The following is a 25810-nucleotide window of genomic DNA, read 5'->3' as shown; positions in this document are numbered from 1 at the left end:
CGGCGCTTGATGTCCGCACTGCCTACATGCCGACTCCACAGGGCAACGATGCGCAGGACATCGACTCGCTGTCTCTAGTTGGTGCAAGAGGGAGTGGTACCCACGCACCATACAGAAATGGCAGTAGCGAAACACTTCGCTATAGCGTCGCTGATTGGTTTGCTCGATGAGTGCCATGTGCAGCGATTTGGTTGGCAAGCCCAGCGCTTCGTTCAGCCGAACGACATCGATGAATCCTCTCTGCGGCGGAAGGCTCTCGTAGGGATCGATGTCCAACCTTACCAACCGCATCACAGCGACGCCTGACAAGGCATTCGCCACTTTGAGTTTCCAGAGGATCGAGACGAGCGATTCCCGTGGATCGATCCACTTCTTGTCGAACACGTAGCCCAGCGCCGGAGTGAGCTTCGCCTCGTCGAGCGTGAGGATAGGGAAGCGGGCCACCTTAGAATGCCCTCACAAGGCAGCGGAGACGAGCACACGACCGATTGCATGGCGTGACTGGACGTAACCGGAATGCCGTACCGCGTGCGCCCATAGCGCTGGCTCGGGACAGTAGCCCGGGCAATCCCTGAGCTCGCTATCCTTTAGCAGGATCTCTACGGCACGGACAAACGACTCCATTGGGATCTCGAGAGCCCCAGGCAAGCTGGCCTTGTGGTGCGCCGTCTCGAACGCGTCCCACAGCGCGTCGGCATCGCTGACCAGTCGATAGCCAGCATCAAAGGCTTGCGGAACGTAAAATCGGGTAAAGCTCCATTCGCTACGCTCGGGATAAGCCGTCTCGTCATAGCCGCTCAAACACGTTGCCACGTCCTTCGCATTTCGTATGCCGTAGAAGGCCAATTCCTCGACCATCAGCCGCGCGACAATCTGAGTTTTCCCAGCCAACTGCATGGCCGTTTTCTGAGCGAGCAATTCCTGTTGCCCGACGAGGAAGGTGAACAACTTGATCTGCTGTCGATCCAGCGCATCGTGAACATCACGCAGCCATTCGTATTCATTGTCGTTGTAGCGCTGCGCCTCATCACAGAAAAGCAGAACCGTCCCACTTCCTGCCCGAGCGGCGGCCTCACGAATCCTCAGTGCGAGGCGCATACGTTTGGCCGGGTTGGCGCCAGCGTTAGGATCCGGGTCGCCAACCGCTTCAAGCAGGTTGGCGAAGAATGGTCCCTCGGCATGCCTCGGCTTGTGTTCGCATCGTGCGTGGTAGCTGGTCATCCGTGGGTGTTCGCGTGCCAACAGCAATCGCACGTACTCGATCGCCCGTGTCTTACCGATGCGCGACGGGCCGTAGATCAGGGCGCCCATAATTCTGTAGCGCAGACATCGAGTGACCAGTTCGTAGAGCTCTTCGATGGCCGGCGTGGCGATACGATAGTTGCCGGTGACCAAGGGGTGCAGCGATGGATCGATCGGACGCGGTATCTGAAGCGACATGATGACTCCCTCGCGGAGGACAGGGTTAAAAGACTTGGCCGGTACCGATAGACAGCTTCTTCGGTCGAGTCGGTGTTTTTTTCTGCTCGGAAGCCTTGTCTACTTTCTGCTCTGACGCGGCGTTCGTTGCGGTCTGCGCGGCGGATGCTCCCCGCCCCATCGCAGTTCGCGCCGTCGGCGCGGATGACAGAATCCGCTTTGCTTCCGCCAGTTCGGATGCCGCCTTCCGTGACTTCTTTGCCTGCGCCATCTTTCCGTCGACGTAGTCTCCGATGGGATCCGCATCAACGGGCCCACGCGACCGCTTCTTGTCTTTCTTCTCCTGATTGATTTGCTGGCGTAGTTTCAGGTTATGCCGTATCACGCCCCAAGCCCCTTGCGCCTCCAAGACCCCAAACTCAGCGCCGTCTGGTTGGAACGCGCGGACACAGCGAAGATCATCGGCATTCAGGTAAATAAGCAAGCTCTTGCCGATCAAATCCGTGCTGCACGCAAGGACGTTGCTTGTGTAGCGCACACCATACAAGTTGATGTGCGGTCGAACGCCCTGCTGGAGATATGCTCGTACGGTGCAACGCTTGGCCGATTGCATTAGACAAAGGGTACGGCGACGATGCTCGGGCAGCCATGTCACCAACTGTTCCTTGCCGCGAATGAAATACTCCATCGCTTCAAGCGGCGTGACATTGTTCAGGCCGGCATGCGGCGTGCCGTTGTAGCTCGCAATAGCGTATTCGACCAACTCCTCTAACTCGTCAAACGACACATACAAGCGTAGCTTTCCCTTCGGATCGGCCAGCGCGCGCCGCAAATCACGGGGATGCGAACCCGTGTAGCCAGGCAATCTGGAAGACAGCCTGCTCGCAATAGTCCCGAAGAAGCGTTCGATGTAGGGGCGATCATCGGGACTGTACTTCGGTCCTGTGTCTGCGCAACAGCCAACGAACTCACACAACGCGTCGAGCGTCTCCTTGGCGAGATTCGCCTTCGCGTTGTCCAGCTTCATCCATTCCCAGGTTGTATACGCCAGCTCTGGGAGGCGCTGTGAGGGAAAGCCGTCGTGCGGACCGTAGGCCAAGCCAGGAATCGTGAAGTCGCGCAGTCGATGCGGCTCCAAGGCCGACTCGATGGTCTTGATGACGTCGTAGCGGCTATACTCGCGGCCAATATGCGCAAGCCAAGAACGATCTGCTGATACTCGCAGGCTGTGTTAAAGCAGACACCTCCAAACACATAAGAGGATCTGGGCGATGATCGCAAGAAGAACCACCATCCGGCAACTACCGCTTACCGAGGTCGTTGACCGCGACACTCCCGGCGCGACGCCGGTTAGCATCACCACACCCGAGGGTGGCACCGTCTATCACACGGTCCCGCTCGCAGACCCCGCCACCGGCAAGCGGCGCGACGCACGACCGCAGTGGATCCCAAGCACCTTCCCTCTCTTTCCCGTTGTCCGACTTGCTGACGGCGCGCCGTGGGCTGAAGCGAACATCTGGCTCATCGATATGCTGGAGTCGAAGTCCTCGCCCAATATGCTGACGTTCGCCAGCATCGCTGACGATCTGGTGGCGTTCCGTCGTTACCTGGACGACGAGGATATCGACTGGCTAACGTTCCCCGCAAACAAGCGACAACGGCCGACCTACCGCTATAGCGCATCGATCAGGCTGGCCGTGCAGGCGGGCGAACTGTCTGCGGGTGTCGCGAAGCGTCGTATGGGTGCTATAGCCCGCTTCTATCGCTGGCTCATAACCGAAGCCGGCTTCAGGCCCGCGAACGCGCCGTGGGTTGAATCTGATCGCTTCATTGAGGTCAAGGACCAGAAGGGATTCAGCGGCGTGATCGAGGTCAAGACCACTGACCTGTCGATCCGCTGTCGCCGCGCGGAAGACCCGTGGGACGATCGCATTCAGGACGGCGGGCGCCTGCGCCCGCTCTCCTCTTCCGAGCAGTCGGTGTTGCTTGAATCGTTAGCCGCTCTCGGCAACATCGAGATGACGCTCGTTCATCTGTTCGCTTTGTTGACGGGCGCTCGCATCCAGACGGTATTGACCGTGCGCGCGAAACACGTAATGCGCAAGCCAGGCGAGTTTCACGGCGACGACATCCGTCTCGCCTGCGGGCCGGGTACGGGCATCGACACGAAGGGCGGTGTCAAGGGCGTGTTGCACCTGCCCCGGGGTTTCTACGAGCGGCTGTACATCTACGTGCACAGCGATCGTGCGCGCAAGCGTCGCCAACTGGCAGACGGCGGAGATGACCACGACCAGCCGCTCTTTCTGAGCCATCGCGGTGCGCCGCTCTACGATGATCTCGCATCGCGCGGCCCGGTCAGCACTGGCCCAAAGGTGCGCCGTCACGTCAAGACTGGACAGGCCGTGCGCCAGTTCATCAAGGACGAACTATTGCCCATGATGCGCGAGCGGCTCGGCAACCTCAGGTACGAGTTTAGCTTCCACGACCTGCGTGCAACCTTTGGGCTGAACATGGTCGACGCGATGACCGCGAATGAGACCAGGTACACACGGGCGCTCGATCAGTTGCGGCAGCTGATGTGGCACGCACGACTGTCCACCACCGAGGGCTACCTCAGCTACCGCGAGAACCGCAAGCTGTTCGACGCTGTGCAGGACAGCTGGGGCACACACCTGTCGACGCTGGTCACGCGCGCCCTAGACACCGGGGTGGCAGTATGAGCCGGGTGTACGAGGAAGTTCGCATGCCACTCGCGGTGGGCACGACGCTGCTGCATCCCGAGCGCGCGCTGCTAAAGTGGGAAGGAATTCGCACCCGTTCCGATATCGGGCAGATCTGCTACCTGACGCGTGACACGTCGAACACGCGGCACGCGCGGCACACGTTCGATCCCAGAAGCTTTAGCAGCGAACGCACTAAGGTTGTACGCCTGCTGGTGACGCAGCTTTCCGAGCGTTTGACCCTTGGCGCCTTGCGTCCGGAGACTATCTACGGTGCTCTGCGCGGCGTGCTTGACTTCGCCAACTGGGCCGACAGGCTGGGATTGCATCAGGTTCTCTGTGACGAGAATGCTACGGCGGAGGCAGTTCATCGCTTCTTTCGCGAAAAGCGTGAACAGGTCTCACTAGGCAAGCTGAACCACAATACCGTCGCGGGCATTCAGCCTAATCTGTTGTCGATGCTTCGTGAGTTCTTCAGAAACGACGACTTCTGCGCCGATGCGAGGGTGCTGCGCCAGCAATGGTATGCTAATGGAACGACAGTTGTGCCCGACGCCGAGGCACAAGCCGCCTTGCTCGCGTGGGCTGACGCGCTCTTCAGCAGCATCAGCACGCTGGTGCTCGACTTCAAGCCTTATCCGTTGCGCGTGACCACGGCGCGAGGTGAGAATCTTTGCCTCGTTCCGCACACACATGGCCGCAGAAAAGGGCACGACTCGTACGGCTTGCTTGGCTGGAATCTGGAGACGGGACAGCTGCGCACCCGGGAAGAGATCACGAGGCGCTTGGCCGAGGCTGGAGCTAACAATCCTCGCCATCGTTCGTGGGGCATCGCGTGGTTAACTGCCAAACATCTCGTGGCGGCCAACGAAGACGCACAGTCACCGATCCGTCGCTCGCACGCTTCGTTGGCGGCCTTTTGCTTCGCCACGCTGTTTCTGGCTGAAACGGGCGTCAGCCTCGCGCAGCTGCTGGCAATGAAATGGAGCCCGGAGCTCGCCGCGACCCTGCAGGATGCATCTGTTGTACGTCAGAAGTTTCGCGAGGTTAAGTACCGTGCAGGTGGAAGGGAAGTTGCGTTCACCGTCTCGCTGGCCTTCATGCCAAAGCTCAAGGCGTATCTGGCATTGCGCAGGTATCTTGTGCAGGACGAAGACTGTGACGCGTTGTTCGTCGTACTCGGGCATCATGCGCAGCTACGGCGGCTAACGGCTCTCTCAGCCCAGTTCCTTGATCGGCTTTATAGTCGGCTCGAGACGCTCGGGATTGTGCTGCCGCGCATCAGCGCTCGTCAGTGGCGTGCGGCGAAGCAGGATTGGGCGGTGAGCAATCACGGTCCTGTCGTTGCAGCCAGGCTGATGGGCCACTCCTTGGCCACGGCGCTGCGCTCGTACTCGAACGGCACGGACACCGCGCACAAGGCTGAGATGGGTGCATTCCTCGCTTCAGTCGAGAAGACGGTGCTGAAGGCTGGCAACGACCCGGCGGGCTCCATCAAGAGCGCGGTGGGCGTCTGCATCGAGTTCCACAAGCCCGCGCCGATCGCGGCTTCGGTCACCGTACTGCCTGACTGCCGCTCGACCGAAGGGTGTATCTTTTGCGATCAGTACCGCGTGCACGCTGACGCCGCCGACATCCGCAAGCTGCTGAGCTGCCGTCACTGCGTCAGGCTCGTAAGCGGGCGTGCTGACTCGTTCGAGCAGTACGAGAGCTCGTTCGGCGCGGTGCTGCGAAGGGTCGACTTCCTCCTGAATGAAATACGGAAGCGCGACGCCGCGCTGGTCGGTCAGATCGAGCACGACGTTGATATTGATGGAAACCTGGACGCTTTCTGGTCGACCAAGCTTGATCAGCTTTACGAATTGGGAGTGGCATGAACAATACGCTGATCGCGGCGCTCGCCGAGCGCCCAGACTGGTATCGGATCGAAGACGATGCGGTCGTGACACCCGACAAGGCCGGGAAAGCTGCTTCGCTGTTTGGTGACGACGCCTGGGACATCCGTGCATATACGATTGGATCGCGCCGCACCAGTATCCACTTTAGGGGTCATCCGCTTAACGACGCAGGCCGCACCCTTTCAGACGCGACTACACGTCAGTGGAAGCAGGTCATGTACTTTCTGATGCACGAAGCGAGCGAGACGGTACCTGCGTCCAGTACTCTTCAAGGTTGCTCAGTTTACCTGAAGGACTTTGCTTACTTTGCCGCCGAACGCCAGCTTACTCTTTATGAGGGGCTATCCAGCGTCGCCGTTGTTCTGGACTATGCGGCACAAGCCGGGATGGACATGAAGGCCCAACGCCTTCATTCGATTCTGGCGAAACTTTACCGAGTGGGCGCCGAGGCCACAGGGCTGCGCGTGCCATTGGCCCAACTGCATAAGCCCCTGCTCGAACGCTCCGCGCAACACGCCGGAAACTCCCAATACGCGGTCATCCCGACGCGGATTTACCAGCACTTCCTGTCGACCTGCGAGCATGATCTCGGGATCGCCGAGAGCGTCGCGAACGCGCTATCGGACTACCTCGCGCGCGCATACGCTGGCGAACGCCCTGACGTCTGTGCCTCACTGAAGACGGCTGCTGTCCACTTCGGGTGCACGGACTCCCCTTACGTCGTGATGTCGCTTGTGGCCTCGATCAGCGCGTTATGCCAGCTGGTCATCCTGTCGTTCACCGGCATGCGCGCGATGGAAGCAGAGAACCTGCCGTACGACTGTCTGAGGGAGACCCGGCTGGATGGTGTGATGCACTACGCCATCGAGGGCGTGACGACCAAGCTGTCCGGCGGGCGTCCCAAACGCGCATGCTGGGTGACGAGCCCGCTCGGTGCTCGCGCCGTCAGGCTCGCGCAACGGCTGTCGGGCGAAGCGCATCGTGCGCACGGCGCACCAGGCTACGCCGAATCGAAGGACGGTTCCCACCTGCTGTTCTGTCGGATGGGTCTGCATCTCAAGTACGTGGCAAACCGGGCGCCCACTACCATATATATCGAAGTCGAAGCTTTTCGTGAGCGCGTCTTCCCGACGATCACGGCCGAGGACATCGCTGAACTGAAGCGTGTCGACATGCACCGCGCATGGGAAGACGAACCGAAGTACGCGGTCGGGCAGCAGTGGCCGTTCACGCGTCATCAGCTTCGCCGCTCGCTCGCGCTGTATGCGCAACGCAGCGGCCTCGTCACGCTACCGACGCTCAAACGTCAGTTGCAGCACATCACGCAGGAAATGAGCATGTACTACGCTCGCGGCTCGGCGTTTGCGCAGGGCTTCATTGACACCGACAAGGCTCACTTCGCGAAAGAATGGGCCGAGGCACAGGGCCTGTCCGAGTACCTTGCGTACGCTGAGCAGGTGCTGTTCTCTGACGAGCGGCTGTTCGGGGGGCACGCAGCATGGACACAGAGCCGTGCCGTGCAGGCGTCGCCTGTGTCGGTCTACTCACGCGAGCAGACGGTGAGGATGTTCGGGAAGGGCGTACTGGCGTACCGTGAGACGGTGCTTGGCGGGTGCGCCAGCGTCGAGCCGTGCAAGTCGACGCCGCTCGATTGGATGCGTCTGGATTGCCTTGAATCGAACTGCCGTAACCTCGTGATCGTGCCGTCGAAGCTTCAGCGCGTGATCAAGGCACAGCGCACCACAGTCGAGAAGCTGCGCGCTGTCGATGAGGCGAGCGTCGAATGCCGCATCGAGGCACAGACGCTGCAACGACTTCTTGACGCGCAAGAGAAACTGATGAAACCGGAGGCCGCATGAGCGATGCCATGACCGACTACTACGCCGCCCTTGAGCGGCTGAAGAAGCGCAAGGGTGCGCGTATCAACAACGATACCGTGGCGATCGAGGCGGGCCGCAAGAAAGGCAGCATCAAGAAGTCGCGTCCTCAGTTTGCCGAGCTGATCGCAGCAATCGATGCGGCCAACGCCGTAACCGAGCGGCCAAAGCTCGAACTGACCGAACGTCTGAACCGAGCGAAGGGCAACGCGAAGGATCTGCAGGCACAGCTTGACGAGTCGCTGGCTCGCGAACTCGCCCTGCTGCGCCAGGTATTCAGCCTGCGCAAGGAGCTGGCCGCGCTGCGTGGCGGTAGTGTCCTGCCCTTGCAGTCGCGCTAGATCTCGAAATACGATATAGCAAACTTGTGGAGGAAGATGGACACGCGACGGACGTTGTGTCCACTTTTTCTCCCAATCTAATGGACGTCTCGCGGTCTGCCGATTCCAGTAATTTCAAGGCTCGGCCTGATGTCCATCTTTTTTCTCTTGCGCGTAGGCCAAGCCCAAGGTGAAAGCCCAGCACCGCACGCGTGCAGACGTCGATGATCGCAAGTAACCAAACGCGTTCGATCTCGAATTCATGCTCAAAGCCCAATGCATCGCGTACGACCACCTTGAGACGGATATCGAGTCGGTGACCGTCGAATTCTACGACCTGGTAGGGGCGCATGGCCGGCCGACTTTCCGCCTGATCGTAGTGCGGAAGCCCCTTCAGGTGCGTGGCGCCTGCCGCCCGTGCCGCGGTGCGGAAACTGCGCGACAACTCGTCTTTAAGGCGCGCGGATAGCGACCGAATGGCACCGCCTTCCGTATTGAAGGGGTAATCCACCGCCGTCAGGCCGAGGGACCGGCATTGCAACAGAAACTCCCCGTGCAGGGCATGCAGGCCGACCAAGCGCGTATGAAGTCGTCCATTGGTATGCACCTGTTTGAGCAACACGCGGCGCTGTTTTATTTTTAGGAGCAGCCATCCTGCCAGCGCCGGATAGCTTTCTAAGAAGAGCGCGAACGCGCCTGCTTTACCCCGTCCATCTTCGCTGGGCCGACCATTGACGGGACTTATGCGGACGTACTCATTGACCCGCACGTACCTCAGCAAGGCGCGGAATCCAAAGATGCGTCCGTCAGGATGCAGCGCCAAGCCTCGCTCGAGCCACCGATAGAGCTGTCGACGGTCCACGCCGGTTGCCTTCTCAATTTCCTTGACACTTTCGCCGCTCGCATAACGCTCGATGGCCTGCACTCTTACCTTCGTGACCTCTCGCACTTCGGCGTCAAGCTCCGTCCACGCTATGCTAGGCCACGCGTTCAAATCGAGGGATTGGAACTCAGGCTTTCGGCGCGGCATCATCAGGACTCCCTGACTGCAAACTTCGTCATCCACGACAATGCGTCGGTTCGCAGTTCCTCAGCATGCACGCGACCGGTATGCAGCAGATTGAAGATGGCGGCCCGCACGAGCACGGGGTCACCTTTCGAGAACTCTCGCTCGATGGCTGAAAGCGTCTTTCGACTGGCGACAAAGCGCTCGACCGCATCAAGCAAGGACACCGACACGAGACCTTGCGTGGCTATGATACTCGGCAGCATACGCAGCCAGTTTTCTATCCAGACGCGTGAAGCGGCGTGTTCGGCCGCGTCGACCAACCGGACATTGACCGTATCAGCGTTCAACTCGAGGCCCTCCTTCGCTTCTTCATCGATCACTGGATCCGGCAGGAGGATCAACTCTTGACGATCGGAGTACGAGACCAGGAAGTCTGCTAAGTGCCGCCTCTCTCGAAACTGAATGAATCCGGGGCGCTCACAAAAGTGGCCGATTGCCGGATCGGATTCGATCAAGACCCATTGATCGAGCGCACAGCGTCGGTAGAAAGTCAGCCGCCGCTTCAGCTTTGGACTGAATGCTTCGAAGCGGTGCGCACCGCGCGGGCGGACGAGCGCAACCGGCTCCGCTATATGCAGAGAATCTTCCATGAGATCAATGCCTTACGAGCGGGATTCGAAGTCTAGGACGCCAATTGACGAAATTAATCCGGACTAATGCGAATTGACGATTTTGCTTCGTGGGGAGTGCAAGCAATAGTGTCAATTCACCGGCCGGATTTCTATATTCGACGCGGGTTCCAGCTGGATTCCGGAGTGACAGACTTGCTCCGTTCTACGATGGAGGAACCTCGCCATCGAGGAGCCAAAGAGTGCGGACCACGAGCGGTTCGTGAAGGCGCTGTGCAAGATCGAACCCGTGGTGGGCGAGGTCCGCAGTCTCGCGCGGGAGTTTCTCGGACTCATGCACCGGCGAAGTGTGCTGCATTTCGATCGATGGTTGAAACGTTTGTCGTGCTGCGACGCTGAGGAAATGCCGCGGTGACCGCCTGGCTTGCCCGCTACGCAGACAGCACCGCGACGCTCACCACGTATCGCCGCGAGGTGGAGCGGCTGATCCTGTGGGCCGTGCTTCAGTTGGGCAAGCCCTTGTCCTCGCTGACCCATGAAGACCTGCTTGCCTACGAGCGCTTCCTCGCCGATCCGCAACCGGCCGCGCGCTGGGTGCTGACCGGGACCAAGAAGCTCGCGCGCAATCATCCGGACTGGCGCCCGTTTGCGGGGCCGCTGTCGCCCGGCAGCGTGCGCCAGGCGCTGGTGATCCTGAACGCCTTGTTCGCCTGGCTGACCGAGGCGGGCTACCTGGCCGGCAACCCGCTCGCCCTCGCCCGCCGCCGCCGCGCCCCCGCCCAGGCGCGCATCACCCGCTATCTGAGCCACGACCTGTGGGAGGTGGTCAAAAACACGGTCGCAGCAATGCCGGCCGAGACGGCGCGGGAACGCCTGCACGCGGCCCGTTGCCGCTGGGTGCTGACGGTGCTTTATCTGGGCGGCTTGCGCGCCGCCGAGCTGACGGCCACCCCCATGGGCGCGTTCTTCTGCCGGCGCGATGCCCAGGGCATCGAGCGCTGGTGGCTGGAGGTCACCGGCAAGGGCAACAAGACCCGGCTGGTGCCGGCGACCGACGAGTTGATTGCCGAGTTGGCGCGCTACCGCCGCGCCCACGAATTGCCGCCTACCCCGCAGTTCGGGGAGACGCGTCCGCTGGTGCTGCCGGTGATTGGAAAAGCGGGCAGCGAGAAACCGCTGTCACGCGGCGCGCTGCACCTGATCCTGAAAGAGGTGTTCGGCATGGCCGCGGCGCGCCTGCGTGCGCGCGGGCCGGAATGGGAGGCGCAAGCCGCGGTGCTGGCCAGTGCCTCGGCGCACTGGCTGCGCCACACCGCCGGCTCGCACATGACCGACCAACAGGTCGACCTGCGCTTTGTGCGCGACAACTTCGGGCACAGCTCGCTGTCGACGACGAGCGGCTATCTGCACAGCGAGGAGGATGCTCGCCATCAAGCCACGCAGGAGCGGCATCGGATCGGCTGGGGCAGCAAGAGGTAGACGCCCGTGGAAATTATTTCACCATCATGAAACTATAGTGGGCACCAACAGGCGCGCTATGATCACCCCCTATCATCTCACCGGCGTTGCAACCGGCCCGCCACACATGGGGATGCGCCATTTGTCGAACGACGCCCGCACTCCCCACCAGCCAAGGCACACCATCATGGATCTCGAACTCCGCAATCAACGGGTGCTCATCACCGGCGGCAGCCGCGGCATCGGCCTCGCTTGCGCGGTCGGCTTTCTGCGTGAGGGCGCGCGCGTGGCCATCGTTTCGCGCAGCGCAGAAAACTTGGCGAAGGCCTGCGCCAAGCTGGCCGAAGGCCAGGGCGAATTTGCCAAGGACGTGGTCGCGGTATCCGCCGATCTGACCCATATCGCCGAGGCCGCACGCGCGGTGGAAGAAGCGGTGGCAGGACTTGGCGGCATCGACATTCTGGTGACCTCGGCCGGCGCGGCCAAGCGCCGGCCGCCGGACGAGCTGACCCCACAACTGTGGCAGGAAGCCATGACCGCCAAGTACTTCAGCTACATCAATGTGATTGACCCGGTGGTCAAGCGCATGGCGCAGCAAGGGCGCGGCGCCATCGTCAACATCGTGGGCATGGGTGGCAAGATGGCCAACCCCGCCCACCTGGCGGGTGGCGCAGCTAACGCTGCATTGATGCTGGCCAGCGCCGGACTGGCCAATGCCTACGGCAAGCAGGGTGTGCGCGTCAACGCGGTCAATCCGTCGGCTACGCATACCGAGCGCTTGCAGCAGGGCATGGAAGTGGATGCGCGCATCGGCGGCATGACAGTGGAGCAGGCGCTGGCGCGCGCCAACGCGCGCACCGGCCTGGGCCGCCTGGCCACGCCGGAAGAGGTGGCGGACGCTGTGCTGTTCCTCGCCTCGCCACGGGCCAGCTATATTTCGGGCTCCATCCTGTCGATCGATGGCGCTACCACGCCGATGGTAGTCTGAGGTTGCCAGCCTATCGCGTAGGGGCGCATGGCCGCGCAGCGCGTGCGGGGGCGCGCGCCGGGATGGGAACCGCAAGCCGCGGTGCTGGCCAGCGCCTCAGCGCACTGGCTGCGCGCGACAACTTTGGGCACAGCCGACGACGAGCGGCTACTTGCACAGCGAAGAGGATGCGCGGCATGAAGCTACTCAGGAGCGGCATCGGATCGGCTGGGGCAGCAAGAAATAGCAGCCTGCGCCGAACCTTCACCATCGTGAAATTTCGGCGCCATCCCATTGATACAAGCTTCCGTTCAAGTTTTTGGTCGCATCAAGGCGATTAATTGCATTTTATAAGAGCTGCTTACGGAACATGAGGGGTAAGCGTCCAGTTCTTCCGCCTTGAATCGATCCACGGGATCCTGCATCGTCCCCACGATGGAGGATCGTGGGGACGATGGATCGAGTGTCGACAACTATCGAGCGGCCGCGCCGCAGAGAGTACAGCGCCGAGTTCAAGGCGACGGTACTGGAGCAAGCTCGCCAGCCTGGGGCATCGGTAGCCGGCGTGGCGCTCAGCCATGGGCTGCACCCGAACATGGTGCACAGATGGGTCAGAGAGGAACGTGAACGCCAGATGCGGGCAACGCAGCGCGAGGGCCGTGCGTTTATTCCACTGCATGTTCAGCCTTTGACACCAACCATGCAGCCGGCCTAGGCGGTCCCATGCGAGACGCCAGCTCCGGTAGCTCCCGACGCCATCCGCATCGAGATCCAGCGCCCAGGCGGCACGCTGGTTGTGCACTGGCCTCTGTCAGCGGCACAGCAATGTGCCCAACTGCTTCGGGACTGGCTGCGATGATCCGCATCGACGCGCTGTGGTTGGCCGTCGAGCCCATCGACATGCGTGCCGGCACCGAGCGGCTGCTGGCGCGCGTGGTACAGGTCTTCGGCGCAGCCCAGTCTCATCACGCCTACCTGTTTGCGAACGCCCGCCACACCCGCGTCAAGCTATTGATACATGACGGCTTTGGCGTGTGGTGCGCCGCTCGCCGCCTCAACCAGGGACGATTTGTCTGGCCTGCGGTACAGGCCGGCGCCACCGGCGCACAACTGACGCAGGCGCAGTTCGACGCCCTGGTCCTCGGCCTGCCTTGGCAGCGCCTGGAGGACCTGCGCGCCATTACGCGGATATGAGGATGATCACGGCGCGTTGACAGCATAAATCCGGATGGTGGTAGTGCCCGGTGGCTGGCACGATGGCTCCATGCTGAACCTGCGCCAACTACAAGATCAAGGCCTTCAGGACCTCGCGCCCGAGGACGTGCTGGCATTGGCGCAGCAGATGCTCGCACACATTCAGCAGCAGGAACGCGAGATCAAGCTCAAGGACGTCAAGATCGAGAAGATCACCTTCGAGCTGGCGCGACTCAAGGCCTGGAAGTTCGGGGCCAAGACCGAGGCGATGAGCGCTGAGCAGCGCCGGCTGTTCGAGGAGTCCCTGGCCGAGGACGAGGCCAGTCTGCAAGCGCAGTTACAGCAGGCCAAGGGCGAGCCCTCTGTTGAAGACAACACCAGGTCCACGCGCAAGCCCCGTCGCCAGCCACTGCCGGCCCACCTGCGCCGAGTCGAGCATCACCACGAACCCGAGGATACTCACTGCCCAACACCGGGCTGTGGACGGACCATGGTACGCGTGGGTGAGGACGTCAGCGAGAAGCTGGATATCGTGCCGGCGGAGTTCTTCGTGCACCGCCACATCTATGGCAAGTGGGCCTGCCGCTGCTGCCAACGCCTGGTGCAGGAACCCGTCGAACCCCAGATCATCGACGGTGGGCTGCCTGCAGCCGGGCTGGTGGCGCACACGCTGATCAGCCGCTTCGTCGACCATCGGCCTTACTACCGGCAGGAGACGATCAACGCCCGTTCGGGCGTACACACGCCGCGCTCAACACTGGCTGCCTGGTCCGGGCGTGCTGGTGCGGCGCTTGAACCGCTCTATGAAGCGCACAAGCGCTTCGTACTTGCAGCAAGGGGGCTGCACGCCGACGAGACGCCGGTGGCATTGCTCGACCCGGGAGCCGGCAAGACCAAGCGAGCGTACGTCTGGGCCTACTCGCGCGGCGCCTTCGATCCACTGCCTGGCGTGATCTACGACTTCTGTATTGGCCGAGGCGCGCAGTACCCGATTGCCTTCCTGGGAGGTGCTAGCGAAGACCGCAACGAGCGATGTTGGCAAGGTACCTTGGTGCGCGACGAATACGCTGCCTATGACAGCGTGTTGCAAGCCAGCCCCGGTCGCGTAGCGGCGGGATGTCTTGCTCATGCCCGACGTCGGTACGACGAACTGCTGCGGAACCAGGGCAACAGCACGGTCGCCCCAGAGGCGCTGCGTCGCATCGCGCAGATCTACCGTCTTGAGCGCGAGCTCGCCACGCTGAGCAGCGAGCAACGTCAGGCCAGGAGGCACAGCGACGCCAAGCCGCTGTGGGAGCAACTGCATGCCTGGCTGCAACTGGAGCGGTCACGTGTGCCTGAGGGCAGCATCACAGCCAAGGCGCTCGACTACAGCCTCAAGAACTGGCCGACGCTGACGCACCACCTCCTCGATGGAGAGGTCAGTGTGGACAACAACAGCCTAGAAAATCTGATCCGCCCCTGGGCCCTAGGAAGGCGCTCGTGGTTGTTCGCTGGCAGCGAACTGGCCGGTCAGCGCGCCGCGGTCGTGATGAGCCTGGTGCAATCAGCCAGGCTGCAAGGGCACGATCCATGGGCCTACATCACCGATGTGCTGACCCGCCTGCCCACCCATCTGAACAGCCGCATCGACGAGCTGCTTCCCCACAACTGGCGTCCCGCACGCTGAGCGCGTCTGCTCAATCACGCGACAAGTGCGGATCTGACCCAATAGGACTGGGGTCATAGAGTCGCTTTTACAGCAGGTACTCCAGCGCCCGGATGCCGGCGCCCGCTTGTCATTGCGATTCGTCTCGATTTGCCTCGACCAGCCCACGCGTGTAAGGACCGCCGGGCAGCCGTCAAAAAAGCGCTGTGCAGACACGGCATCGAAAGACTCCAGAAGAGACCGAACACTACGGTCCTGGACGCGACCTCCGTAGTCTCTACTGGGGCCAGGCCCCAACACCTTGACTGCTCTCGGGAGAGCTAGCGTTCTCTTCGCTGCGTCGGACCCGTCGCGATGAAAGGATGCTTAGAAAGCGGTGAAGCCCGTCAATGCGGATATCTCGCGCGTTGTCCGCAAGACCGGTATCAGGACAGGTGGAGGTTGATCGGTGCGAGTTTAACTTGATAGGACTGGGTGAACGATGACCTCATGTCCACGCGTCGCGGGCGCTCAAAGTGAGCGCTCATCTCATGGAAGAGCGCGCATCATGTTTGTTGAGGAAGCACAACAGCGCTAGGCCGGTCAATGCCGCTGCTGCTTCGATTCCAAGCAACATTCGAACGAGATCATTTGGCCAACCGTCAGCGGAAATGCTGACCAGCCGCCCGAGCACCAGGCCGCTGGTGAACACGACGTTGATCCACATCGCGGGCTTTCGCCACGCCTTCGAGAGTAGACCCAGGGCCAGCAACAGACTGATACCGAGATGCATGCCACCGTAGTTGGCACGGATCTCATTGAAGGCATTCACCGAATGGGGTTGCATATCGAGGCCCGCCATTGCCGTAACGGGGTCGTGAAACGTATGCAAGCCAATTAGCAGGAAAGCCAGTGCCGAAACGGCCAGGTATATTTGAGAGAGGCGATGCATGAGTTGGCTCTCAGGTAGCGGATGTTGACGGAGTGGGTGTCGACTCACTGCCGGTCGGCTCGTTCCTGTCCACCGTCCATGTGTGGATGGGTTCATGACCACGGCGCACCCATTCCGGCGGCCGCCACAGGTGTTGCAGTCGCTGCCACACGGGCCCCGGTGACATCACGTCACGCCACATGTCGACAAACTCGTGGAGATTCAGCACCAGGATATTGTAGGACTTAATCTGTTGGGTGATGCCGTATTGCACCGTCTCCCGTTCTTCTTCGAAAGTGCCAAACATGCGATCGAAAATGATCAACATGCCACCGTAGTTCTTGTCGATATATTGGTCGTTTCGGCCATGATGGGCACGGTGATGGGACGGTGTATTGAAGATGTACTCAATCCAGCCAGGAAGGCGGCGGATCAGTTCGGTATGAATGAAATACTGATAGGACAGATTCACGGCCAGGATGAGTGCGACTGCGGCCGGCGGCACACCGAGGAGCACGGGAGGAAGGAAAAAGATGAAACTCCCAGCGACCACATTGAGCATCGATTGTCGTGCCGCCGTAGTGAAGTTCATGCTCTCGCCGGTATGATGAACGACGTGCGCCGCCCAAAACCAGCGGATTCGATGGCTGGCGCGATGAAACCAGTAGTAGCAGAACTCGACCGACAGAATGATTGGGAGAATGGTCCAACCGTCCACCGGGATATCAAACAAACGTTTTGAATATACCCACGCATAGATGGATCCTGTCACAAGAGCCACTCCCAGGGGCTCCATGATCTGGTAAGTGGTGCCCAATGCGATGTTCGCCCACACCTCCTTCCAGTTCAGTGTCGATTCGGCTCTACGCCTTCGATTGATCAGGGTCTCGAGACTGAATGCAATGATGAAGAGAGGAACCATGCTGAGCATGAACGCCTGCTTCCAATCCACGGACTTCCCAAATATGGAATGCAGCCAGTTCATCATATCGGACGGCAATTTAGACTCCTGTTCGCTTGGCTTGCCGACAGTTTGATCAAACTGGTGACCCTCCGCATTGACAGTCCTCGACACTTTCTTGACACTTCGCGACATTGTTCATTGTCATCCCATGTCCGCGCCCACCGCTTACTACGCCAGCACCTACGTGAACCTGCTTTTCGACTACTTGCAGGACCAAGGGCTGGATGCCGTGCATGTGCTGGGGGAATCCAGCCCTAATTGCCAGGAAGTGCGACTCTACGCGCTCGATCACTGGCGGCGTTTGCTTGAGCGTGCCGCCGAGGTTTGCAATGATCCGCTCCTCGGATTGCACGTTGGCCAGCGCATTGCGCCTGCGCATCTCGGCGTGCTTGGATACGCACTTGGGGCTTGCCCTGACGTCGGGGCTGTCTTGCAACGCTGGCAACAGTACGACCGTGTGGTTGCAAACGTAACGCCGGCGGAGCTAAGAACCGAAGGTAAGTCCGTCGTGATGACGTGGCCCCGTTCGACGGAACCAACGGGGCCGCTCGTTGACGAAACGGCCTTGGCTGCGATGACCCGTTTCACGCGAGCCATGACAGATGGTGATGTGAGGCTGGAGGAGGTGTGCTTTGTTAACGCAACACCTCAAGACACCACCCCTTATCTTGCATACTTCGGCTGCCCGGTGAAGTTCGACCAACCGGAGACGAGTCTGCGCTTCCCCGCCGACCTTTTGCAGGCGCCTCTGCGTCAACCTGATGAAGCGCTACTGCGAATCATGGAGCTTCAGGTACAGGCTGTGTTGGGTGCCATGCCGAAGATGGATGACATGGAACATGCCATCAGGCAAGCGGTAGCCGGGCTCGCGCGTCAAGGCGAAGTGAGCCTTGAAACAGTGGCTTCCTCCATGCACATGACCCCCCGCACGTTGCAGCGGCGACTCGACAAACTGGGTCTGAAATTTCGCGAGCTACGTGACGACACGAGACGCCGGATTGCAGAGAATTACCTAAAAGATCCACGGCTTTCGCTCGCTGAGGTGGCCTGGATACTTGGGTACTCGGAGCACAGTGCATTTACTCGCGCATTCCGGAGATGGACATCGCAGAGCCCGCAAGCCTGGCGCCGCGAAATGGATGCGTGATCCGCTACGGGCAACAACGCAGTCGCCCATGTGATTGCAGCGCTGAAGGTTTTAGGCTGGCCTCCTGGGCCCAAGTCCCAAGCTCTCGCACCGGGTTGCATGGCCTTCCATCGCCGCTACGGCGGAGTAAGCGACCCGCCCTGGCCCGTCGCCTCACGTGGCGGAGAAGCTGTTGAGCTTCTACCCGACTCATCTTTGAGACGACGGGAAAGCAGGTACTTCCATGCCGTCTACTTACTGCGAATCACCTCGGTGATTGGCTCGAAATAGCAACCATATTTGACATCGCCTACCGTGTCACTCATTTGCATCTCCGCTGTGTTGACGCGAGCCTGGATCCCATCTGTGACGACCTGCGGGTCAGCGGCTTCGCAGTTATAGAGTGCCAGGTACTGCCACGGATGAGGCCCCGCTTTTCGCTGCTGCTCCGTGCGACTGAAGCGCTGTGCACTCACCACGCCCGGTACACGCAACACGTCTGGAAGGTGCTGCTCGGTATACCAGCGATTGAACTCTTCTTCACGCCCCGGAACCGCGTTCGTGAGTACCAAATAGGTGAACTTGACCATTCTTATCTCCTTAAGGTTATTGAAGTACAGGGAATGTCCAGCGGCCGATGCCCTGTGACGCGCCCGTGATGGGTATGTGTTGACTGGCGAGTCCCTTGTTCACGTGGTCCTCTTTGCTGGAACCCGCGCTTTGGCATTCCGGCGGTTTCGGCGCTTGAGAGAAAGGGTGTGGCCCAACGCTTCCATCAAACGACGCAAGCCCGTAGACGTTCCCGTTCGATGCTGGGAAATCTATGCTGCAACCTTTCGTCCCCGTGTAAGGGGACAACCGGGAAGAAGGCGACGGAGCAAGCTCCAATCGCCAGTGAACAGAGTTCTCCGAAAACTTCAACGAGCGGATGTGCGTGAATTTCGTATCAAGTCTGCGGCCTTCTCTGCCATGGCCATAATGGGAAGGTTCGTGTTCCCACTGATGATCGTGGGCATCACAGATCCATCAATTACTCTCAAATTCTCAACCCCGCGAACTTTCAACTCCTCATCAACAACAGCGTTGTCGTCGACTCCCATGCGACACGTGCCAACCGGGTGATAGATGGTTTCCGCATGCGAGCGTATCCATGCCTTACGGGCTGCACCGGTGGAGAAAGCATCGATGTCGAGCCTTCGTTTGATGTACTTCCGGAGCGCCGGCTGGTCGACAATCTCGCACGTGCGTTCCACGCCGCGCACCAAACTCTCCAGGTCAGACTCGTCTGAGAGGAAGCGAGGGTCGATTCGGGGAGAAGCGGACGGATCTGAGGAACGCAGTCGCAGCACGCCTCTACTTTTTGGACGCAGCTGGCATACGCGGACTGCAAATCCGTGGGGAACTTTTTCGTTCGGCGGTGGATTACGCATCGCAATGATCAGATGGGCCTGCCACTCAGGCAGATCCGGATTTCCGCCGGAGCTGTAGAATGCTCCTGCCTCAACGCCTTGAGAGGAAGCCGGCCCGCCTCCTGAAAGAAGATAGCGAGCTCCTGCCATTCCGCCTCTTACCAGGCCGATATAGGGCGTAAGCGTATTGGGCTGCGACGCTTCTAAGCGAATCGCGCAATCAAGATGGTCCTGAAGGTTCTCACCGACGCCTTGCAGATCGACCACGGGAGCGATACCAATCGACTGCAGATGTTTGGCCGGTCCGATCCCCGACAGCATCAGGAGTTGCGGTGAGGCAATGGCTCCTGCTGTCAGAATCACTTCCCGGTCCGCGCGAAGCTCCACCTCCTCCCATCCATCCTCAATCACTACGCCTTGCGCTCGCTTTCCAGCAAGGAGAATCCTGCGGACTTTACAGTTCGCCATTAATGTCAGATTGGATCGGTTACCTGCTCGATCCAGGTAACGATAAGCGCCGGATCGCTTTCCCTCGGCAATCGTAAGCTCGTAGAATCCTGCGCCTACCTGCGACGCGCCATTGAATCCGTTGTTCTCGGGCATACCGGCAGATACTGCGCTCTCTATGAACGAAGTCGATATGGCGTTTTGCTGCGTGCCGTATGACAGGCGAATCGGACCCGCGTACCCGCGATCGTCATTCCTCGCCTTCGTTACCAGTGATGCATCCTCAATCTTTCGAAAATAAGGACGAAGGGATTCATAGTCCCAGCCCGACAGGCCCTGAGATGCCCAGTTGTCGTAATCGGATCGGTTCCCCCGGATAGCAATCATGGAATTGATCGAGGATGAACCGCCCACCACCTTGCCCCGGGGTATATAAATATTCCGATTGTCCAGCTGTGTCTGGGGCTCCGTCCAATAGCGCCAGTTGAATTTTTGACTCTTATAGAGAACCCGGATCCCTGCCGGCATCTGAACAAAGATGGATGACGCGGGAGCGCCCGCCTCTATCAGCAGTACCTTGACGCTGGGATCTTCACTCAGCCGAGAAGCGAGAACACACCCTGCCGAGCCGGCGCCGATAACAATGTAGTCGTATGTAGCGGTTTTCATAATCAGGAGATCACTCAACGCGAGCCGATGCCTTGAGCGCCATGCGCACGCGGCGAATGTGCTCGTCCGACTGTCCGAGCTCGTCAATCGGTACTCGTGACGTTTCAGGAGACGCCAAGATGGCAAAAATAGACAACACCGCGCCTCCCATCATGAAATAGGCGGGTGATGAAGGGTTTCCGGTCAGCTTCGTCAGAGAAGCGCTGATTAAAGGAGCGGTGCCGCCAAATAGCACCATGGCCATGTTGTAGCCTATCGACATGGCGCTGTAGCGTGTGCGTGTCGGAAACAGCTCCGTCATCATGCAGAACGGCGCGCTGCCATACATCCCTATCAGTACACCGACGCTAGCCATCGTGGCAATTACCACCTCTGGTGTCGAGCCCACGACGATCCGGAACAAAGGAAGCGCAACGACGAGGTATGCCAATGCCGCCGTAAAGGCGACGGGTCGTCGACCCACGCGGTCGGATAGCGCTGCAGCGAATGGGATCACAATCACTGAACCCAGAAAGGCCAGGCCGGACGCCGCTAGAGCTTGCCCGCTACTCAACCGACCAGTTGACACGAGATATGACGGGAGATACGCCAGGATCAAGTAGTAAGGGATGCCGTGTGAGATCGCTACGCCAAGACATTTGACAATGCTTCGCCAGTCGTCACGAAGGGCCTCCCGCAATGGTGCTTGTGCCGCGCCCTCGCGTTCCAAGTGCAACCGGAATGCCGGTGTTTCCTCGATGCGCAGCCGCAGCCAGAACGCACCCAACCCAATCGGGCCAGCGATCAGGAAGGGCAATCGCCAGGCCCATGCCTCAACTGCCGTCTGACCAAAAATGCTGGTGATCGCCAGAACAAGACCGGATCCGCTCAACGCACCAATTCCAGCCGACATACCAAAGAACCCGATCACAACGCCACGCCGGCGTGTCGGGGCGTACTCGGCAAGGAATGCGAGTGCTCCACCTGCTTCGCCTCCCGCGGAAAATCCCTGAATCATGCGTAGGGCTACCAGCAGCAAAGGAGCGGCGATGCCAATCGCCTCGTATCCCGGTAGGACACCGACCAACACCGTCGAAACGCTGATCAAACCAACGACAATCGCGAGCGTATCGCGCCGTCCAAGCCGGTCTCCCAGCGATCCAAAAAACAGAGCGCCGAGTGGTCGGGTAACGAATGCGACGGAGAATGCCGCGAAAGCCGCTATCAGGCTAACGATCGGGTCGCTGCTTGGGAAGAACACCTTCGCCAGGGTGGCGGATAGATAGCCATACAACGAGTAGTCAAACCACTCCAGCATGTTTCCCACGGCGGCACCGGAGATCGGCTTGAGAACATCCCGGACCCGCTGGGGGGTGGGGGTCGAACCTCTTCGGGGATGATGTTGCATTGATTTTGTCTCCACTTCTATAAGCAATGTTTGAAAAACCGAAGCGCGCTTACTCTTATTTGTCGTAAATATTAGGTAGCCTACCTATTACAATCAAATAGGCGTTTACCCTCCCATCAACGAAGTCAGGTGGCTGATTTTGAGCCGCAAATGGCACTTTTACACTTTATCTTGACAGACCATCGTGGCGACCTATGCTCCATGTAATCGATTGCATCGTGGAATGGGCTATGCGCCGATGCGAACGAGTGTTGAAAGACCTGCTTTTTTCTTGCGGTGGCCCCCCTAACTAAAGTCGATCACCCCGGAGGTAGCTATGTCACTGATGGCAGCGGTACGCGAGGCGTTCAATCAATGGGAGCGCTTTCGATTCATGTCGATGTTCGAGTACCTCAGTGCCGAGTTAGGGGAGAGCTGGAGCCTATTTATTTGATTTGTAGGCTGCCAAAGCGAGGTCGCTTCGGCTTTCTCGCTTGCCTTCTTGCACCGGCTTCACTGTCCCCCCGCGCCTCTTTAACAACGCGTCGTGAGGCTGCCCCCTTGGTCAGCGAGTGGTGGCGATCGCACACTTCTAACCCCACGTCCATGCGGGTGTTTTTTCACGCCTATGCATAGGTAAGAACCGAAGCCCTGCGATCCCGACCTCACGGAAGGTCCCGGCGTCAAAGGTGGCCTCCAGCAGGTCCCAAGCGGGCCTCCGGCCGCGCCTCACTCGGTACCGACCTCTGTCGTCAGCCAGCCCGGCCGGACCGCATATCTACCCTGGGACGAGCTATAACAACCAGAAGGCAAACAGTCCTCGCGCATACCCAGTGGGTCACCGGCGGCATATCTTGACCACTGAAATCGGCGGTCGCCCGCCTTCAGGCCAACTGGGCTCCCCCAGTCTAGCCACGCCCTCCTCTCCCACCCCTGGTCCCGCTCGAGATTTGTGACGCGAGGTCAATCCTCTGCACCGATTAGGGTAAACCCCTTTTGCACATAGTAGGTAGGCTACCTAATATGTACTCACAATTTCCCATCGGAGACATATTCATGACCGCCCCCCAAACCCCCACGCAGTCGACTGGCTGCCCGTTTCACGCGGCCTCACCTGCGCAGTCCACGTGTCCGATGCACGCTGGCGGGGACAGCGGCATCCCCGACTTTCCGCCCGAACGGGTCGATCCTTTGTCGCCGCCGCCGGTGTACTTCCAGATGCAGCAAGGAAGCGGCTTGGGGCAAGCTAGGCTCTGGGACGGAAAGATCGCCTGGCTGATTACGCGCTATGACGACGTCCGCTCGGTCCTGTCTGACCCTCGCTTTAGTTCTGACATTACGAATCCCGGCTATCCCACTGTCAGTGCTGCAATGAAAGTTGCCCGGGGTAGTAACCGGACCTTCATCACCATGGATGCACCCAAGCATGCAGAGCATCGGCGCATGCTGACAGGTGAATTCTCGATCCGCAAAATCGAGGCCCTTCGCCCGCGGATTCAGGCGATCGTAGACAAGCTGCTGGACGACTTCGCAACAAAGCCTCAACCCTCCGACCTGGTTAGCGCCTTTACGTTGGCTACGCCGGCATTGGCGATCTCAGAGTTGCTTGGCGTTCCGTACGAAGACCATGACTTCTTTCAGGAACTGGCGATGGTCCTGACGTCGAGTAGTGCGACGCTTGAGGAGGCCATCGCCGCAAATCATGAGTTGTGCGAGGTGTACCTGAAGGGCCTGGTGGCGAAGAGATCGGAGAACCCCGGGGAAGATATCCTCAGCCGCCTCATCGTCAATCACGTACGAAAGGGCGATATCACCGAAACGGACGTTGTTTCCCTTGCAAGGCTCTTGCTGATTGCCGGCCACGAGACCACGGCGAATACGACCGCAATGGGAGTGCTTTTCCTCCTGCAACGACCGGATATCTGGAATGAGCTTCGACAAGACACAAGCCTCGTTCCAAATGCGGTGGAAGAAATTCTGCGCTATCTGGATGTCACACATTCAGGAAAGCGTCGTGTCGCGACCGAGGACATTGTCGTGAACGGACAAATGATCCAGGCGGGCGACCCCGTTGTAGTGCTGAGTGTCTCGGCCAATCGCGACAGCTCGAAATTTGAAGATCCGAATGTGTTCGACCTTCGCCGAGATTCAAGGACGCAGGTCTCGTTCGGATACGGCCCGCATCAGTGCATCGGTCAACCCCTCGCACGGCTCGAAATGCAGATCATGTTCACCGCCTTGCTGGAGCGGTTTCCGAACCTCGAGCTTGCTGTTCCCGTGGAAAGCCTTGAGTTCAAGGGCGATTCACTCATGTATGGCGTCAAGGAACTCCCTGTTCGCTGGTAATCCCGACTTAAATGAGAAGCATCATGAAAATCACAATCTACCCCGAAAAGTGCTGCGGTTCTGGTCAATGTGTCGTCAACGCGCCGGATCTGTTCGACCAAAAGGACAATGGCATCGTCATTCTCTTGAACGCAGAGCCGTCGGCTGACCAATTCGAATCAGCACGCCTGGCGGCTGGCATCTGCCCAGCGCTCGCCATCGAGATTCACGAGGATCAGTGATGAACTCCCCCGAGCACATCGTCGTTGCCGGCGCCTCGGCCGCCGGCATCACGGCAGCACGAGCGCTGCGCGCACAGGGCTGGGGAGGGCGGCTCACGCTGATTGGAAAGGAAGGCGGCATGCCCTATGACCGCCCTCCTCTTTCAAAGCGGCTGATGGCAGGAGAATGTCCGGTAGAGGCGCTCAACCTTGTGTCCGAAGACGGCATGAAGGCGCTGAACCTGCACTACCTGGACGGGACATCGGCCACCGGCCTCGATACGGACGCCAGTTCACTGCAACTCAGCAACGGCTCCACACTTCAATATGATCGCTTGCTGATCGCCACGGGCGCGGACGCTCGAGTGATTCCCAACCTCAGCCAGGCGGCGAACTGCTACAGCCTGCGCAACTTAAACGACGCGCTGGCGATTCGGGAACATCTGACTGCCGGAAAGCGGGTACTAGTAGTCGGCGCGGGCTTCATCGGCACAGAGTTAGCGGCGATTGCAAAGACCAGCGGCTGTGAGGTGACCGTCATCGACAAGTCGAAAGTTCCTCTCGGGGCGCGAGTCGGGGATATCGTTGGGAAGCGGATCGAAAAACTCCATGAAGCCAACGGCGTGGTTTTCCACAACGACTGCGAACTCAGGGAGGTGAAATGGCGTGACCGCACCATTACCGAAGTCCGCTTGGACACTGGGGTTGTGATTGCTTGCGACGTAATTGTTGTGGCTATCGGCGCAGTTCCCAGCGTGCAGTGGTGCAGCGGATTAAACATCCGCAGCGGCGTAGTCTGCAATGAATACTGTGAAGCAGCCCCGAACGTATATGCCGCCGGCGATGCTGCAGAGTGGTTTCACAAAGGCTACGGCGAGCACATGCGTATTGAACACCGGACGAATGCAAGCGAACAGGCGATGGCCGCGGCAAAGAACATGCTCGGCTCTCGCGTTGAATACGCTCCGCTGCCGTTCTTCTGGTCGGATCAGTACCAGGTCCAAATCCACAGCTACGGACGCATCGGCCCTCAATACACCGTTGAAGTTGTCGAAGGGGATCAACTGAAAGACGACTCCTGCATCTTTCGCTACTACCAGGGAGACGTTTTGATGGGCGTTCTTAGTTGGAACGCCAGTAGAAAAGCGCGTGAGCACATCAAGCCGTTGAAGGAGGAGTGGACGAAGAGCCACGCTCCAGCTGCGGTAGCAGGTTAAGGCTGTATTTCATAATA

20 protein-coding genes and 3 pseudogenes are annotated in these 25810 nt (G+C 59.7%); 14 read left to right on the top strand and 9 right to left on the bottom strand.

Features of this window, described 5'->3' with window-relative positions; all coding sequences use genetic code 11:
- Positions 1-456: 456 nt before the first annotated feature.
- Both E5S69_RS09180 and E5S69_RS09175 read right to left on the bottom strand, forming a co-directional pair.
- Positions 457-1440, bottom strand: a complete 984-nt coding sequence (locus E5S69_RS09180) for an ATP-binding protein (RefSeq protein WP_058697493.1) — start codon at positions 1438-1440, stop codon at positions 457-459.
- A gap of 154 nt (positions 1441-1594) precedes the next feature.
- Positions 1595-2608: pseudogene (locus tag E5S69_RS09175) on the bottom strand (integrase); the annotation flags it as partial.
- Between the two features lie 82 nt (positions 2609-2690).
- Here E5S69_RS09175 and E5S69_RS09170 point away from each other — a divergent pair.
- From E5S69_RS09170 to E5S69_RS09155, 4 genes are read left to right on the top strand one after another with little or no spacing between them, the layout of a single operon-like run.
- On the top strand, positions 2691-4139 hold the full coding sequence (locus E5S69_RS09170; RefSeq protein WP_058697492.1) for a site-specific integrase: 1449 nt from the start codon (positions 2691-2693) through the stop codon (positions 4137-4139).
- 23 nt (positions 4140-4162) lie between these two features.
- Complete coding sequence (locus tag E5S69_RS09165; RefSeq protein WP_058697491.1) at positions 4163-6016, top strand: hypothetical protein; 1854 nt, start codon at positions 4163-4165, stop codon at positions 6014-6016.
- Positions 6013-7896 (top strand): integrase, encoded by a 1884-nt coding sequence (locus E5S69_RS09160; protein WP_171514467.1) that lies wholly within the window; start codon positions 6013-6015, stop codon positions 7894-7896. The genes E5S69_RS09165 and E5S69_RS09160 overlap by 4 nt, the downstream gene beginning before the upstream one ends.
- An 8-nt stretch (positions 7897-7904) precedes the next feature.
- On the top strand, positions 7905-8255 hold the full coding sequence (locus E5S69_RS09155; protein WP_236901253.1) for a hypothetical protein: 351 nt from the start codon (positions 7905-7907) through the stop codon (positions 8253-8255).
- On the opposite strand, the gene E5S69_RS09150 is transcribed toward E5S69_RS09155, so the two are convergent.
- Together E5S69_RS09150 and E5S69_RS09145 are read right to left on the bottom strand one after the other, a co-directional pair.
- The gene (locus tag E5S69_RS09150; RefSeq protein ID WP_327077467.1) at positions 8191-9300 is read right to left on the bottom strand and encodes a helix-turn-helix domain-containing protein; all 1110 of its coding nucleotides are present in this window, start codon (positions 9298-9300) and stop codon (positions 8191-8193) included. The two genes, E5S69_RS09155 and E5S69_RS09150, sit on opposite strands and share 65 nt — an antisense overlap.
- Positions 9267-9893: a hypothetical protein gene (locus tag E5S69_RS09145; protein WP_058698244.1), complete on the bottom strand. Its 627-nt coding sequence runs from the start codon at positions 9891-9893 to the stop codon at positions 9267-9269. Before E5S69_RS09145 ends, E5S69_RS09150 begins: the two co-directional genes overlap by 34 nt.
- A gap of 384 nt (positions 9894-10277) precedes the next feature.
- On the opposite strand from E5S69_RS09145, the pseudogene E5S69_RS09140 reads away from it, so the two are divergent.
- The 6 genes and pseudogenes from E5S69_RS09140 to tnpC form a co-directional block, all read left to right on the top strand.
- Positions 10278-11351, top strand: a pseudogene (locus tag E5S69_RS09140) (tyrosine-type recombinase/integrase); the annotation flags it as partial.
- A gap of 166 nt (positions 11352-11517) precedes the next feature.
- Positions 11518-12318, top strand: a complete 801-nt coding sequence (locus E5S69_RS09135) for an SDR family oxidoreductase (protein WP_058698243.1) — start codon at positions 11518-11520, stop codon at positions 12316-12318.
- A 27-nt stretch (positions 12319-12345) separates the two neighbouring features.
- Positions 12346-12544: pseudogene (locus E5S69_RS32340) on the top strand (tyrosine-type recombinase/integrase); the annotation flags it as partial.
- Between the two features lie 207 nt (positions 12545-12751).
- On the top strand, positions 12752-13012 hold the full coding sequence (gene tnpA / locus E5S69_RS32335) for an IS66-like element accessory protein TnpA (RefSeq protein ID WP_233528040.1): 261 nt from the start codon (positions 12752-12754) through the stop codon (positions 13010-13012).
- A gap of 140 nt (positions 13013-13152) precedes the next feature.
- Positions 13153-13491 (top strand): IS66 family insertion sequence element accessory protein TnpB, encoded by a 339-nt coding sequence (gene tnpB, locus E5S69_RS09125; RefSeq protein ID WP_058698242.1) that lies wholly within the window; start codon positions 13153-13155, stop codon positions 13489-13491.
- Positions 13492-13561: 70 nt separating this feature from the next.
- Positions 13562-15160, top strand: coding sequence for an IS66 family transposase (tnpC, locus tag E5S69_RS09120; RefSeq protein WP_058698262.1), 1599 nt, complete (start codon positions 13562-13564; stop codon positions 15158-15160).
- A 502-nt stretch (positions 15161-15662) separates the two neighbouring features.
- On the opposite strand, the gene E5S69_RS09115 is transcribed toward tnpC, so the two are convergent.
- Together E5S69_RS09115 and E5S69_RS09110 are read right to left on the bottom strand one after the other, a co-directional pair.
- The gene (locus tag E5S69_RS09115; RefSeq protein WP_058698241.1) at positions 15663-16070 is read right to left on the bottom strand and encodes a DUF4345 domain-containing protein; all 408 of its coding nucleotides are present in this window, start codon (positions 16068-16070) and stop codon (positions 15663-15665) included.
- Positions 16071-16080: 10 nt separating this feature from the next.
- Positions 16081-17037 (bottom strand): sterol desaturase family protein, encoded by a 957-nt coding sequence (locus tag E5S69_RS09110; protein WP_334223343.1) that lies wholly within the window; start codon positions 17035-17037, stop codon positions 16081-16083.
- Between the two features lie 124 nt (positions 17038-17161).
- On the opposite strand from E5S69_RS09110, the gene E5S69_RS09105 reads away from it, so the two are divergent.
- Positions 17162-18160, top strand: coding sequence for an AraC family transcriptional regulator (locus E5S69_RS09105; RefSeq protein WP_116318641.1), 999 nt, complete (start codon positions 17162-17164; stop codon positions 18158-18160).
- 230 nt (positions 18161-18390) lie between these two features.
- On the opposite strand, the gene E5S69_RS09100 is transcribed toward E5S69_RS09105, so the two are convergent.
- The 3 genes from E5S69_RS09100 to E5S69_RS09090 form a co-directional block, all read right to left on the bottom strand.
- Positions 18391-18729 (bottom strand): DUF4286 family protein, encoded by a 339-nt coding sequence (locus tag E5S69_RS09100; protein WP_052495067.1) that lies wholly within the window; start codon positions 18727-18729, stop codon positions 18391-18393.
- A gap of 327 nt (positions 18730-19056) precedes the next feature.
- A complete protein-coding gene (locus E5S69_RS09095) occupies positions 19057-20682 on the bottom strand; it encodes a GMC family oxidoreductase (protein ID WP_199414553.1) in 1626 nt (541 codons plus the stop codon).
- Positions 20675-22051, bottom strand: coding sequence for an MFS transporter (locus tag E5S69_RS09090; protein ID WP_070940839.1), 1377 nt, complete (start codon positions 22049-22051; stop codon positions 20675-20677). Before E5S69_RS09090 ends, E5S69_RS09095 begins: the two co-directional genes overlap by 8 nt.
- 1035 nt (positions 22052-23086) lie before the next feature.
- On the opposite strand from E5S69_RS09090, the gene E5S69_RS09085 reads away from it, so the two are divergent.
- From E5S69_RS09085 to E5S69_RS09075, 3 genes are read left to right on the top strand one after another with little or no spacing between them, the layout of a single operon-like run.
- The gene (locus E5S69_RS09085; RefSeq protein WP_196765234.1) at positions 23087-24376 is read left to right on the top strand and encodes a cytochrome P450; all 1290 of its coding nucleotides are present in this window, start codon (positions 23087-23089) and stop codon (positions 24374-24376) included.
- A 23-nt stretch (positions 24377-24399) separates the two neighbouring features.
- Positions 24400-24597, top strand: coding sequence for a ferredoxin (locus tag E5S69_RS09080; RefSeq protein ID WP_043355325.1), 198 nt, complete (start codon positions 24400-24402; stop codon positions 24595-24597).
- A complete protein-coding gene (locus tag E5S69_RS09075) occupies positions 24597-25793 on the top strand; it encodes an NAD(P)/FAD-dependent oxidoreductase (protein ID WP_058698238.1) in 1197 nt (398 codons plus the stop codon). The genes E5S69_RS09080 and E5S69_RS09075 overlap by 1 nt, the downstream gene beginning before the upstream one ends.
- Positions 25794-25810: the final 17 nt, after the last annotated feature.

It is taken from the genome of Cupriavidus necator (assembly GCF_013141915.1).
GTDB classification, from domain to species: Bacteria; Pseudomonadota; Gammaproteobacteria; order Burkholderiales; family Burkholderiaceae; genus Cupriavidus; species Cupriavidus necator_B.
This window is presented reverse-complemented; position numbering and strand designations above follow the sequence as displayed.